Raw genomic sequence first — 14,591 nt, 5'->3', positions numbered from 1 at the left:
ATTCAGAAAAACGGATCCAATAGTTAACCCGAGATTTTTTTGAGGAAACGCGATGAAACAACTTATTTGTGTCCTAGGAATGGTTTGCGTAGTGACCTGCTCGTCCGCACTTCGAGCGGACTGCTGGCCCAAATCAATCCCCAAGCCCTCAAATGGGCGGAGCCTGCCTCCATCGCGCACTCCTTATCGTAGTGTCGATGCATTGAAGCTCATCAAGCAAGTAGAGGCTGCACTCGGAGCCAACCAAAGTAAAACGGTCGACTCGGGTGCAATGATCCTCGATTTAGAAGTAACTGATTTGTTGGGCGGAACGAAGTTTCAAAGAACTTTAGCAGTCTCTGGCCGCTCATTTTGGGTGGCGTCAAGTGACTCGAAGCACCATGTGTTGCTTAGCCGCGACGGAACGGCTCGAACCAAAGAAGACGGCAAAGATGTTGCTTATGGAGGAGCATTTTTGCCTGCTGCGCTCTTCAACCCCATGGATCCTTTGGCTACCTTTCGCGAGAAAATTAACGACCCTGCCTACGAAGTAAGTGATCTTGTCTACGATAGTACAGAGAAGCCCACAACTGCCTCGGTTACATTCTCATGTGTCGATCCCGTCTGGATGCAATCAGTGACGAAACAGCGTTGGACCTTTGACTTGAAGACGCTTCTACCCCGTTCAGTCACATTTGGTGACCCTCATCAAAAAAGATCAGATGCAACGGTTGAAAACATGTATCTGTATGAGCAATTCAGGCAACATGGTGGCCGACAACTTGCCGAAAAAGTCAAACTGCTCGTAGGGCCACGCCCTATCGAAGAAATCACGCTAGTGCGCTTCGATGATTCTCAGCAGGACGCCGATGACCAGTTCACTAAGGAGATGCTTAAGTGAAGATATTCCGGTTACTTTTGCTTCTTATCTTTTGCCCTGGGTATGTACTGGCCCAACCTACTGCGCTATCATGGGGCCTACACCTAGATAATCATCTAGATAGTGATATCGATTCAGTGACGGATAGCGGAGGTGTAGTCATTCATATTCCCCTCTTGTCAATTCCACAAAAGGGAAACCTCCCGCCCCTTAAGATCGACCTTGTTTCTAATAATCTGTCAGCAACATTTTATCAACCCGTTTACTGGGTGGGAGGAGATGCGACATACCTTGTTAATCTGAGAGGTGACTATACTGGGCCGGGGGTATTTCCGCTAGATAATATAACCCTACACGATGAGCAACAGTATACCGAAATTGCCAATGACGGCGAAAATTCGTATGGCTACTTGAGTCAATATATTGCCGATCAATATGGTACTAGACACCTCGTTCAGCCTCCATCCGATGGCTCAAATGGTCTAGCACTTTCAGTGGATGGCTCTGGGTATACCTACGGTTGGGCGAACGGCGGCCCTTTTATTAGTAATGGCAGAGGTGTTCGCTGGACAACTACGTGCAACAGTTCAGGTTATTGCAGTATTGGCTATCCATACATTACAGATTCGAATGGAAATCAAATCGTAGCTACGTATAGTGGAAGCGACCCGCAATATTGGACCGATTCCTACGGCAATCATATCGATAGCCCGTGGAGCAGAAATACTGGATGTAAAAATTTAAGCTACAATCTCAGCCCAACTACAAGCTCACCTTACTCGTTTTGTTATGAATATGTGAGCGCAACAGGGGCTGTCAATACAGGCGGTGGTCCAGCAGGTCATGTCAGCGGCAATTTCCTTAGCCTTACAAGTGTTTCGACTCCAGCCGGAAATTATACTTTTTCTTTCGATTCATGGGGCTCACTTAGCAAAGTGACACTACCGTCGGGTGGTAGCCTTTGTTACCAATGGATTACGACTTCGAATGATTCCGATACCAAAACGATCGAAAGAAGAATCCAAAAGCGAATATTGGATCCATATGGAACAGATTGTGACTCGGCGACCATAAGCCTCCCGACATGGACTTATTCTTATACCCCAACAACTTATGGACGAGTTGCCGCAGAGTATCGCATCGATAATCCAGATGGAACATACGAGACGCGTTGGGGTATCAATTCTGGAAGTGACCACAAGTTCTACAACGCGTCTGGAACTTTAGAGAAAGAAGTTCAGATACAGCATCCTAGCTGGGCGGCCTGGGACGGCGATGCTGTATACAGTCCCACAGCGATAACCACGACTACTCTACGCAATGGTTCGCAATTCAAAACTTGTATCACGTATGCAGGCGATACAGATCCATGTTCAAGTGATCCAATTGCCGGAGATGTTCAGAAGATGGTTTATTTGACGCATTGGTATGGGAATTCGCAAGTAGACGCGGTTCCAGCGCATATTAGTGGAATTATGAGACAAGATGAGTATGCTTCTGCCAATAGCACATCTGGGAATCTTCTCAGGCGAACAGAATATCAGTATAAGTGGCAGCAAGATGGGAACTACTTCGACGCGAACATATTCGATTCACCTGTTAGCAAACTGATAATAGACTACTCTTCTGTCTCGCCAAAGGGGGCCAAGACCGTCTATCAATACGATGAAACCGGGCGAGGACCGAGCGGAGCGCATGGCAATCAAACGACCGCTTCAACCACGATTGATCTCCCTGGTTCGACTACGATAGATACCCATGTTAACTACGGTACCGACGGGATGCCTATATCCAGCGTTGACGGAAATGGTAAAAGCACAACCTACAGCTACCAGTGCTCAAATGCATTGCCATATCAGGTGACAGACCCGTTGGGCCATATGACACAGTCAAGCTACAACTGCGCGTCAGGAAAGCTAACGGAGCGGAAGGACTCGAACGATCTCGCAGCTAATAGAGATGGCACTAAGTTCACGTATGACACATTAGGAAATCTACAGAGGACAGATCGGCCGGATGGCAGTTTCTCGTCAAGCGTATTTACCTATGGTCCTATGCCAACTGTAGCTCTGAGCAGCAGCGGCCAGAATGGTTCGACGCTCTCAAGCACCGTCTACTATGACGGACTGGGGCGCCAGACTCAAGCAGTGACGAACACTCCCGAGGGGCAGATAGAAGTAGACCGGAAATATGATCTTTCTGGACGTCTGCAGTCCATGTCAAATCCATTCAACAATACAGGAGGGACAGCTTCTCTCTGGACATCTTATCTCTACGATGTTCTTGGTCGAGTAACAGACCAATGCCAGCCAAGCAGTTCTGATACATGTATTCCTTCATCTGCGACAACATTCATTCATACCGATTACAACCGGATTCGCCATAATGCGAATGGGGGTGTTGTTGCTCCTGCGTCGGGTGATGCGGGTATTGTCGAAATTAAAGATGAGTCAGGACGTGTCGTCAGACAAACGAGCGATGCCCTCGGACGATTGATTCGCGTGGAAGAACCTAGTCCGGCGATTAGTGGATCGACTTTATCTACGGTTTACCAAACGCCCTCGCTTGACGATGCAGGGTCATTCATCACAACATCGTATCAATACAACGCTCTTGATGGACTGGTAGGCGTTGTTCAGTCGGGCACTTATGGGCAGTCTGGTTCTACTGAAGTGCCAAGGACCCGTAGCTTCTCCTACGATTCGCTCGGACGACTTGTGTCTTCATTGAATCCAGAAGTCAGCGGCAATAGCACTAGCCTCAGTTCCTCCTGCAGTGGATCATTTCCACGATCTGTGACTTGCTATGAGTATGACTCGAACGGGAACCTGAAGAAGAAGACGAATCCAAGCGGAATAGTCATCACGTATGCGTACGACGACATTAACCGTCTGACATCTCGCACCTACTCAGGAGGGCAATCCACACCCACAGATTGCTACAGCTATGAGGATTCAAGTGTGAGTGAGAGCAAGGGCCGGCTCACTTCCAAGTGGACGCAGGCTCCAGGATCAGGTGGGTGCTCCTCCAGTGTTCAGGCGCTGTCAAAAAACAAAGTGCTGGCCTACAATATTGCTGGTCATATTACCAGTGAGTCGCGCTGCATTTGGACGAATTGTTGGATCCCAAACAAGGATCACACCCTGAACTATACCTGGGACCTCGCGGGCAATCTCTGGACACAGACAAATGGTTTCCCTGTAGGGGACGATGCATATATCAAACTGACATACACCTTTGATAGTGCAAATCGCAATACCAAGGTTGCGAGTAGTTGGTCAGATGCGAATCACCCTGGAACATTGTTCAATGTCAATTTATTCACTCCTTCCGGAGCTGTGAGCAACGCTGACGTTGGAACCAATCTATCAATCGCACAGTCTTACGATTCTCGTCTTCGCATCTTCAGCATGACAGCAGGTGCAAAATGAAGCGTTTGAGAGGATGGATATTCAACTTCCTTGTTGTTATGGCCATTATTGCAATGTCGATCGGTTGCTCGGCCGCCACGACATCGGTGCTCACCATTCAAGGTGCGCAAAGTGGAAGTCCGTACGATCAAGGAGTGGCCCGGATCACAGTTTATGCGTCCAATGGCAACTATGTTGCGAACTTTGCATACGGCCAGTTTTCAACTCGTGAATCGATTGCAGCAGGACTGGCAGCAACTATCGCCAAAGACTGCAATGCTCCAGTTAAGGCAAAATCACTGGGTAACCAGGTAAGACTGGTGGCGCGAGGGATGAACATTTCCTTCACGGCAGTGGGACAGTTATTCCCAGACCAACTTCCGACCAGCGTATTCGCATTCGATGCGACCAGTTATCTGACGGACACTACAACGCAATTGGCTACCAGCGCTAACCCCGTCTCCCCTGGAGGTTCGTTAACCTTTACCGCGACCGTCACGAGTGGCGCGACTGGCAGTGTCACATTTTTCGACGGTACCAACCAGTTAGGTACAAGTGCGCTTTCTGGCATACATGCCACGATCGTGACCTCTTCCCTGACAGCAGGGGAGCATTTGATCAAGGCTCGCTACCAGGGGGACAGCAGCTTTGCAGGCAGCGATTCGAATGAAGTGGTTCAGCGGATTCAAGTACCAAGCAATGTTGCGTCTGGGACTGTGCTTTATAACTACAGCATTACGGATGGCAACTCCGGTTCTGGGTATGAAAGCAACGGGAACGTTTTGTCTTATGTGGACTCGGTGAATGGCAGTTGGAAGATGAGCTATGACGCCTTGAATCGCCTTACATCGCGATCGAGCGGTTCCGGATCCATGATCCGGAAAGATGATTTCGGGTATGACTCATTCGGGAATCGGAACTGGTTGCGAGTTTCACGTCCAGTAAATGTTTCGTCGATATTTATCACTTCCTATGACGCCCGCAACCACGTTGCCCCTGTAAGCTATGGCGCACCAAACGGGCTCCCGTACGATGATGATGGAAACGTTAGGGTCTTTGGCAACCAGGCCTTTCTATATGACGGTGCTGGTCGAATATGTGCTGAGAAATCGCAACCGGTAAATGGTCTCACGTCAATGTATGGTTACCTGTATGACGCCGAAGGGCAACGTATAGCTAGAGGTACAATCGCTGTTTTCAGTTGTGATCTGACTACCAACCAATTCACTCCTGTGAGCCAGTATCTGCGCGGTGCTAACGGAGAGGAGGTGACAGAGTTGGATGAGCACGATGAGTGGGTCCATACGAATGTGTATGCTGACGGGAAACTTCTTGGAACGTATGCGGATGATGGACTTGGCATACACTTTGCGCTGAGTGACTGGCTTGGAACGAAGCGCATGCAGATCGCTCCTGATAACACGATAGAGTCCACTTGGATTAGCGGTCCCTGGGGTGAGGATCAGTCGTGCGTAGTATGCTCAGTGGCGGACGCGACAGCTAAACATTTCACCGGCAAAGAACGCGATGCAGAAAGCGGCCTAGATTACTTCGGCGCTCGCTACTATGGCTCTACGATGGGCCGCTTTTCAAGTCCCGACCCAGGCTGGTTCTTGTCGGCCGATCTGGAAAATCCGCAGACGCTCAATCAATATGCTTATGTTCTCAATAATCCGTTGGGGTTGGTTGATCCCGATGGGCTAGACGGCGAGAAGCCTTGCAATCAGGCTCCAGTGAATCAGAACGGCGGGGTTACGCCTATCGACCCGAACTGTTTGGCCACCGGTAAGCCTGCTCCTGCTCCAAATCCAGCCCCTGCGCCAACTCCAACTCCAGCTCCAAACCCCGCCCCGACCCCTGCTCCGGCCCCGACTGATCCGAAGACGGGCGATCCGTTGCCTCCTCCGACACAAGACGTTTTCGGAAATCCGATTCTGCCCCCCGGAACTATATGGGTTCCTGGCGGCGGTAGCCAAGGCGGAAGTAGGGATGTGAGATGGAAACCCTCCCCGAGCGTTCCGGGGCAAAGCCAACCGAATGGGAGCTGGGATCCAAATTATGGGGGACACTGGGATATTAATAATGGGCTTGGAGGTAGAGGCAGGTTCACTCCAAACGGAACTCCAGTTGACCACTATGGAAGACCACAAGTCAGACCAGGTCCGGCTCGTCCAGTGTTCAATCGCCAAATTATTGGCGGGATTTCCGTGGGCCTCGGCGGATATATTACGTATCGGGTTATTAGGATGTTGCCATCTTTGCTTCCTCCCCTTTGGGAGACCATTCCTGCGAATCTTGCACTCCCATAGGTTGCTTGCAGTTCAATGTAAAGGAGATATTATGCGCTTAGTAACGGTTGGTGAGTGTTCGGCTTGGCTGCAGGAACGAGGAATAGGACTGAGCTCCGGGAATTATCCACTTGTGCGTTCAGCGGAAGTTTTGGAATTTCCAATTTCCGGTGATTCTGGAGAAGCTGTCGCTCTTTCATACATGTTTGGCGACATGGAAAGAACCACTTCTGGTGGTGGCCTCTTGGCAATCAGAGAGTGGAGCATTGGCAGCCCAGGTCTAGATGCTATAGGCCATGAAGTAGTGAAGCGCATGTTGGGTGTAAGCATTCATGATGCGGGTTCGGAACAGCCTCCTTGGATCGTTCTAGACGCCTCCGAAGCAGCGATGATGCCGTCACTCTTGCTCCAAGCAACTATTTTTGGGTGGGACGCTTTCTACGTGCCCAATTCTGGTGCTTTCGTAATATTCATCAGTCACGATGAAGTTGCATACGTGGCCGCGCAGAATTTTCCTCTCAGCGAAGATGTGCGCATTCAGTTTGATCGACTCAGCATTGGAGCAGTGGCAACACCGTATTACCTTTCACAAACGGAAAATGAAGTAGCAAATCATACTTCTACGATGCGGCATTAAGTATTAGGCGTTACGACGATGAGCTCTGGTTCATCTACGACTCAGCCTTATGTGTTATGCATTTGTGCAAATTTGGTATCTCGTTCTTCCGGCAAAGAAAGAGACTCCGAATCAGGACTTGACTACTTTGGGGCGAGATACTACGGTTCGGCAATGGGGAGGTTTATGAGTCCGGACTGGAGCGAAAAACCGGTTTCTTTGCCCTATTCTAATGTCCATAATCCTCAAACTTTGAATCTCTATTCTTATATAGAAAATAACCCGCTTAGCAGATCTGATCCGGACGGCCATTGGCCAACACCATCTTACGGAGGAACCTGGAGACATTACGACATTGTCAATGATTCGTTTCCTGGTCTTTCGGCTCGCCAAAGAGGAATCATTATTAAGGGAAGCGCTCGTGTAGATGAGGAACAAAATCGATTGGGGTCTCCCAAACACGGTATGACTCCAAAGCACAAAAGCAAGACTGAAGCAAAAGCCGAGGCAGAAAAGTATGTCGCAGACAGTGAGTCCGAGGCCCGGAGACTACAAGCGGCCTATGTAGCAGCAGGTGGCGCTGGTATTTCAGATGATGCTTTGTCAGCTTTTGCTAAGGCGTTCCACGAGCGGACTGATGAAACATCTCCGGCTCATGCTGATTTTCAAGACTGGCGAGGATGGCAGGAAGGATCATTCCTAGAGCAGACTCTAGAGATTTATGAAGGGGTGATGCATGCACTTCGCGAGTCGCAGGCTAACCAGTCTCAGAAACGCCAATCTATAAGGGCCGCACGAAAGACGTTTAGAGAAATTTTCGGAGACGAACTATATTGGCAGGCGGTTACACCGCCTGAAGATAAGAAGTAGGAACGATTTTAATGCGTAAACGTTTGACGATTGGGATTGCTCTCGCTGTCGGAACCCTTACCCTTGTCGTTTTTGGGAAGGTCTTTCACTTTGGATGGATTCATCTACTTTTAGCATTCATATTGGCTCCTGGAGGATTGCTTGTCATGTTGCTGGACGTTACGCCAAGGGACGGGTTGCTACTAGCTTTGTGCTATATTTTGGGAAATTTGGCGTTTTACGGTTTGTTTGTGTTCGGTATCTTTAGGATAAGATATTTCACGAAGCGTAAACCTTAGCCACGTGATGGTTTTGCGAAAGCGTTCGCAGAAGGGGTGCCCGCCCTAGTTCGCGGAGATTTCCCGGCTCGCAGCCTTCCACTTCAACTGCGAAGTGGGCGAATCATAGAATCTCGATCCGGTAGATGTGCTGCACGGAGCTGTGAACTTCATACCCTTATTCGATTTTGCTGTCTGTCGTATCTGTTCTAACGCACTTGGCCCGCTGATCCGGCTCTGAGTCCGGCGCGCGTTTTGTTGGCCCAGATTCCCCTTGGCTAGCCCCCTTCCCTCCATCTCCTCCGCCGCCGGTTGCCCGGCCTTGTTCGGAGACTTCCTCAGTACTATGGGTCTGTCCGACTTCCCGTGTTCGTTCATCATCGGCTCCAGTTCTTGAACTTGCGGATGCGTTACATGAGCACTGGCTGCTCGTGGGTGAACCTGGACCTCCCAGCTTCCATGCAAGATGTGTCCCTACGTGCCAGGGGCAAAGACCGCGCAGATCTCCTTTGAAGCTTGCGAAAGCGCTCCTCGGGATATTGCCTTCCACACCGTGTCAGAGCGTCGGCGTCCTGAAGTTCGGGGTATTTCGCGGCCCGATAACCTGGCCCGTGACTCCCTCTGGCTACGCTTCGTATCGAGTCTTGCGACCGTGCCCGCATGACTTGGAGCCGATGTGGCTCGCTAGGCGCTCACCGTACGGCTCTTGCATCCGCTACATCATTCCGGCTTGATGCGTAAGCATCATGTCCCTCCAGTTTGTGTGCTACTGCCCTTGAGGAGCACGATGCTTACGCATCGGGTTGGCGTTACGACGCGTCACCCCCAAATGGGAACTGTAGCCCTCACCAACTACCTGACCGCAATGAGCCGCTTCCATAACTATTCCTTCGGGAACGTCCTCGAAATCGCGCGACAAATGCCCGCAGCCACAAAAGTAGCCGGGTTCTGGACGTGGAAGAACATGGGGCGTTCGGTGAAGGCCGGACAGAAAGGTATCCGCATTCTTGCCCCCATCGTTGGCGTTCGCCGTAAGAAGGATGAGGAAGCACAGAAGGACATCACGAAGCAAAACGAACTTGTCTTGCTTGGATTCCGCGATGCCTATGTTTTCGATATTTCGCAGACCGAAGGCGTAGACCTGCCAACCCTGCGCGAAGTCTCCGGCGACCCCGGCGAGCACTTGGAACGGCTGGCCGCTTTCGTGCGTTCGCGCGGCATCCAGCTCACCTATAGCGACGACCTGCATGGCGCGTTAGGCGCAAGCTATGGCGGACGCATCGCGATTCTCTCCGGCCAGTCGAAGGCCGAAGAGTTTAGCTGTCTTGTCCACGAAACGGCACATGAACTTTTACATCGCGCCGAACGCCGCACTGCCACCACCAAGACGGTACGCGAAACAGAAGCCGAGGCCGTGGCTTTCGTTGTCGGTAAGGCCGTTGGGTTGGTGACTTCCACCGCTAGCGCGGACTACATCGCCTTGTACCATGGCAATGCCTCACTGCTGGCCGAATCGCTCGAAGTCATCCAGCAGACCGCATGCCTCATCATTGCCGCACTGGAGCCGCCCATCACGGAGAACGAAGAGAGCCAGGCTCCTGAAGAGATGGCAGCATAAGAAAACACACAACGCGGACGACCAATAGAGGGAGGCGGCGGACTTGCCGCCTCTTTACCCATGCCCAAAAATCGCGGGGAGAAACCTTGCGGGTTTCTCCCCGGCCCTCATCCAGCAACCGGCCTTCGCTCGCCGGACTGCGCGCCCGGACTCAAGTTCCTCCTCCGGGACCTGCCCCTGTACTTCATGAGGTACCGAACGGAAATTTCCTTGCTCAAGCACCCGTATGTGCGACAGGAAGAACTGTCATCCAGACGAAAGGATGCACAAATCGTCTGCACACTTTCTACACAGCCCCAGATAGCCAGTTTAAGCCGATTTGATTGAAAGATTTCTGAAATCTTTCTCACCCGCTCAGGATGACAAAGGACAAGAAAGGCAAAAGCGGTCGCGCTTTGCGCCATGTCCCACTCATCCGCTTCGCGTATGAATTCGCCATGGCGCCCGGGAGTTTATTCCTGGACGCCGAAGAGTTCGGCCATTTCGTCGTGGAGGAAGCCTTCGCCGGGGCGGTAGGGCTGGATCCATTTGCCGTTGAGGACGAACTGCGGGATGGCGCGTTTGCCGACGTTGCGCAGGACCTCGTCGGAGGCGCCGGGGGTGGCCTCGATGTCGATCTCGGTGAAGGGGATGTTGTGCTTCGTGAGGAAGCGCTTGGCCTCGCGGCAGTCGCGGCACCAGGCTGCGGAGTAGACAGTAAGCTCCATGGATTCAGTGTACTCGCCCGGGGCGGTTGCCGGTAGCCGGGTTGGGGCGCAGAATAGTGCCACGCGGAGGTGCATATGAACGCTCGTCGACTCGTGGTACTGGGCCTGGCAGCAGCCATCACGTTGCCCGCGATGGCGGTAAAACCCGGAGAGATGGCCCCGGACTTCAAGGGGACAGACTCGAATGGTAAGACGCAGTCGGTCTCACAGTACAAGGGCAAATGGGTGGTGCTGGAGTGGCACAACCAGGGATGTCCGTATGAACAGAAGCACTACCTGAGCGGCAACATGGAGTCCTTGCAGAAGGAGTGGACGGGAAAAGGCGTGGTGTGGCTCAGCATTATCTCGTCCGCGCGCGGGGAGCAGGGTTATGTGACTCCGGCGGAAGAGAATGAGTACATCCGGAAGATGAAGGTGGCGGCCACGGCGGTGGTGCTGGACCCGGCCGGGAAGATCGGCCATGAGTACGAGGCGAAGACGACACCGCACATGTTCGTGATCAACCCGGAGGGGAAGGTGGTGTACATGGGAGCGATCGATGATCAGCCTTCGCCGGATCCTTCGACGCTGAAGGGCGCGCGGAATTATTTGAATGAGGCGCTGACGGCGGGGATGGCGGGCAAGCCGGTTGCGGTGGCGGCAACGCGGCCGTATGGGTGTTCCGTGAAGTACGCGGAGTAGTGGATGGTGTGATAGTTGAATGGTGAACGGCGGCCTTTGGGCCGCCGTTCTTTGTTTGAAATGCAGGTCCCTCCGCTACGCTTCGCTCGGGATGCACCTCGTGACTATGCGCTGAGCTTGTACTTGGTTTCTGCGATGCGGTAGATGGGGCGCCAGACCAGGCGGTTGATGGTGACGACGATCAGCGCCATGACGATGGTGGCCCAGAGCAGGATGGGGAACTGGCCGGCGTCAGTGGCGGCGGAGATTTGTGCGCCAAGGCCGAAGGTGGACATGGTCTGGTTCTTCAGCCGGAAGTACTCGGCGACGATGCTCGCGTTCCACGCTCCGCCGCTGGCCGTAATGAGGCCCGTGACCAGGTAGGGGAAGATGGACGGCAGGATGATGACCTTCCATTTCTCGATGGTAGAAAAGCGGAAGAGTTCGCCGACCTCGCGGAGATCGCTGGGAATGGCGATGGCTCCGGCGATGACGTTGAACAGGATGTACCACTGCGTGCCGAGCAGCATCAGAGCGATGGAGCCGATGCCGAGTCCGCCACCTGCCTTGATGAGCGCCACCAGAAGCACGGGGAAGATGGCCGTGGCGGGCACGGAGGCGGCGATCTGCGCCAGGGGTTGCGCGATGCGTGCCAGGCGCGGGTGCAGGCCGATGGCGACACCTGCGGGGATGGTCCAGGCGGACCCAATGAGCAGGGCGGCAAAGACACGCAGGAAAGTGGCTCCGGCGCCAAGCAGGATCTTGCCGAGCTGTGCCGGATGGATGTCACGGAGCAGAACGACGGCGTGCATGGCGGCGAAGGCAACGATGCCGATGAGAAGTACCGCTGCCGCGATGCGGGCGATGCGTTGCAGCTTTGTATGCTGCACGGGATGGAGTTGATGTTCAATCCGCCGCTTGTAGGAGTTGCGGTAGAAGAGCTCGCTGATGGGGCGAAGCGTGCGATGGTGCAGATGGCGCAGGGCAGAGGAGTGCTGCAGCAGGTGCAGCAAGGGCGAGGAGACGCGGTTGTTGCTCTCCGTCTGTTCGAACTTGAACTTGTCGCTCCATGCGATCAGGGGTCGCCAGATGATCTGGTCCGTGGCGACGATGATGGCGATCATGGTAAGCAGGCCGTAGGTGATGGCTTTGAAGTCGCCGTTGGCCGCTGCGGTCTGTAGGTAGCTGCCGAGGCCGGGCAGGCGGAAGTCGCGGCTGCCGAGCACGAACATCTCGCAGGCCATGAGAAAGAACCATCCACCGGCGACCGAGACCATGGAGTTCCAGATGAGGCCGATGGTGGCGAAGGGCAGTTCCAGGTTGAAGAAGCGCTGGAGCGGCGAGAAGTTGTAGATGTGGGCGGCTTCCGTCAGCTCGCGCGGAATCGACTTGAGCGAGGAGTAGAAGCTGTAGGCGATGTTCCATGCCTGTCCGGTGAAGATGAGGATGATGGCTCCCATCTCAATGCCGAGCTGGTGGCCGGGTACGAGCGCGACCATGGCCAGCATGACTCCGGGAAGGAAGCTGAGCACGGGGATGGACTGCAGGATGTCCAGCGCGGCCAGCATCAGTCCTTCAAGCCGCGGCGTATAGGCAGCGATGTAGCCGTAGATAAGCGCGAAGGCCAGCGAGAGCAGATAGGCAATGCCAATGCGTACGACCGAGAAGAAGGCATACATGGGCAGGGCATGTGGTGACAGCGAGATATTGAAATCCGTACGAGGCGAAGAGTTCCAATAACGCGCGATCTGCACGACGGCATAGAAGGCGGCCAGCAGAATGCCCGCGACGCAGAGGTCGAGAAAGACTGGCCAGCTGCGACGTACGACGACGGAGCGTGCGAGGGTATCGCGGCGGAGGTGGAAACCGGCGGGGAGCTGAATCATCGTCCGGCCTCCCGCTTCTCCTCCTCCTCGATATCAGAGAAGTCGCCTTCGGGTTCCGCGAGTGCGGCTTCTGGAAGGGTGAAGCGGCGGCGGGTGGAATCGAAGTCGAAGATCTCGGCGTAACGGCCCCAGTTGATGGCGGTTTCGAGCTGCCGGGTGGTTTCTTCTTCTGAGAAGACTTCGTCGAGGGTGTCGTGGAAGAAGTCTTCCGGGACGGTGTGGTCCGACTTGGAGTTCAGGGCGCGGACAATCTGGCGCAGCAGCAGAACGTTCTCAACGGCGGCCTCGCGGAAGATCTCCTTCTGACGGAGGATCTCGGCGTTGGCGTATTCCGCTCCAAGCGGTGTGATGGCGGCGTCTCCCTCGGTGACGGTCAGGAACTTGAGGATGGACGAAGCTTCAACGATGGGGAGCAGGTCATCGATCTCAAAGGCGAGGTCGTCGGCCAGACGGTAGATGTCGGCCTTGCCGCCGTGATCGAGCAGGAACTCAAGCAGACCGGCGATGCCCCCGGGACGTGCGTGGGGCAGCATCTGGTACTTCATCTCGCGCTGGTCGCGAACACGCTTGCCGTTGATGTTGGGCAGCGCTGGAGCGGGTGCTTCCGGCTGCGTGAGCACCTTGTAGATGTAATCCACCAACTGGGTGAAGGCGGCGGCCTTGCGGTCACGCGGATGCGGCAGGTTCACACGGAAGTCCGTGCGGATGTGGCCGGGGTTGCGGCCAAGCACGATGATGCGGTCGGCCAGCAGAACGGCTTCTTCAATGTTGTGCGTAACGATGAAGATCGACTTGGTGGGGATGGTCTTCTTGTGCCAGAGCTCGAGCAGTTCCGAACGCAGGTTCTCGGCCGTGAGTACGTCAAGGGCGGAGAAGGGTTCATCCATGAAGAGGACTTCCGGCTCAACAACGAGAGCACGGGCAAAGCCGACGCGCTGGCGCATACCGCCGGAGAGTTCCTTGGGGTAGGCGGCCTGGAAGCCATCGAGACCGACGGTGTCGAGAATTTTGAGGGAGCGTTTACGGCGGGTACCTGCTTCGACGCCGCGAGCCTTCAGAGGTGCCTCAATGTTTTCGAGCACGGTCAGCCAGGGGAAGAGCGCGAAGGACTGGAAGACGATGCTGACGTTGACGTCGGCGGTCTGAATGGGCTTCTCGTGCCAGTAAACCTGCCCGGCAGAGGGGGTGGAGAGGCCGGTAAGCATGCGCAGCAGTGTCGACTTGCCGGAGCCGGAGGGGCCAAGCAAGGCAATGATCTCTCCGGGAACAATGGAGAGGTCGGTCGGCGAGATAACCTGGATGCGGTTCTCGCTCGGTTGGGAATAGTATTTCTCGACGCGCTCAGCGCGAATGATAGCTTGCTGCATGCTTTTATGTACTTGGATGTTGAGGTTAGGAAAGCCGTTTGTTGCTGAAAATT

Annotated in this window: 10 protein-coding genes; 7 read left to right on the top strand and 3 right to left on the bottom strand. The window is 53.9% G+C overall.

Going from position 1 to position 14,591, the window contains the following annotated elements:
* Positions 1-202: 202 nt before the first annotated feature.
* From OHL13_RS07920 to OHL13_RS07895, 6 genes are all read left to right on the top strand, one after another.
* A complete protein-coding gene (locus OHL13_RS07920) occupies positions 203-880 on the top strand; it encodes a hypothetical protein (protein WP_263409589.1) in 678 nt (225 codons plus the stop codon).
* On the top strand, positions 877-4,290 hold the full coding sequence (locus OHL13_RS07915; protein WP_263409588.1) for an RHS repeat protein: 3,414 nt from the start codon (positions 877-879) through the stop codon (positions 4,288-4,290). Before OHL13_RS07920 ends, OHL13_RS07915 begins: the two co-directional genes overlap by 4 nt.
* A complete protein-coding gene (locus OHL13_RS07910; RefSeq protein WP_263409587.1) occupies positions 4,287-6,578 on the top strand; it encodes an RHS repeat-associated core domain-containing protein in 2,292 nt (763 codons plus the stop codon). The genes OHL13_RS07915 and OHL13_RS07910 overlap by 4 nt, the downstream gene beginning before the upstream one ends.
* 31 nt (positions 6,579-6,609) lie before the next feature.
* Entirely contained in the window at positions 6,610-7,194 is a 585-nt protein-coding gene (locus tag OHL13_RS07905) for a hypothetical protein (protein WP_263409586.1), read from the top strand.
* A gap of 18 nt (positions 7,195-7,212) precedes the next feature.
* Positions 7,213-8,043 (top strand): RHS repeat-associated core domain-containing protein, encoded by an 831-nt coding sequence (locus OHL13_RS07900; protein ID WP_263409585.1) that lies wholly within the window; start codon positions 7,213-7,215, stop codon positions 8,041-8,043.
* A gap of 1,044 nt (positions 8,044-9,087) precedes the next feature.
* On the top strand, positions 9,088-9,918 hold the full coding sequence (locus OHL13_RS07895; RefSeq protein ID WP_263409584.1) for an ArdC family protein: 831 nt from the start codon (positions 9,088-9,090) through the stop codon (positions 9,916-9,918).
* A gap of 452 nt (positions 9,919-10,370) precedes the next feature.
* Here OHL13_RS07895 and OHL13_RS07890 read toward each other — a convergent pair whose 3' ends face one another.
* Entirely contained in the window at positions 10,371-10,625 is a 255-nt protein-coding gene (locus OHL13_RS07890; RefSeq protein WP_263409583.1) for a glutaredoxin family protein, read from the bottom strand.
* Positions 10,626-10,700: 75 nt separating this feature from the next.
* Between OHL13_RS07890 and OHL13_RS07885 the strand changes: the two genes are divergently transcribed.
* A complete protein-coding gene (locus tag OHL13_RS07885; RefSeq protein WP_263409582.1) occupies positions 10,701-11,306 on the top strand; it encodes a redoxin domain-containing protein in 606 nt (201 codons plus the stop codon).
* 104 nt (positions 11,307-11,410) lie between these two features.
* Here OHL13_RS07885 and OHL13_RS07880 read toward each other — a convergent pair whose 3' ends face one another.
* Together OHL13_RS07880 and OHL13_RS07875 are read right to left on the bottom strand one after the other, a co-directional pair.
* A complete protein-coding gene (locus OHL13_RS07880) occupies positions 11,411-13,171 on the bottom strand; it encodes an ABC transporter permease (RefSeq protein WP_263409581.1) in 1,761 nt (586 codons plus the stop codon).
* Positions 13,168-14,538: an ABC transporter ATP-binding protein gene (locus OHL13_RS07875; RefSeq protein WP_263409580.1), complete on the bottom strand. Its 1,371-nt coding sequence runs from the start codon at positions 14,536-14,538 to the stop codon at positions 13,168-13,170. Before OHL13_RS07875 ends, OHL13_RS07880 begins: the two co-directional genes overlap by 4 nt.
* Positions 14,539-14,591 lie beyond the last annotated feature (53 nt).

Origin of the sequence: Terriglobus tenax (assembly GCF_025685395.1) — a bacterium.
Lineage (GTDB): Bacteria > Acidobacteriota > Terriglobia > Terriglobales > Acidobacteriaceae > Terriglobus > Terriglobus tenax.
The sequence above is the reverse complement of the archived record's forward strand: the minus strand, read 5'-3'. Positions and strand labels throughout refer to the sequence as shown.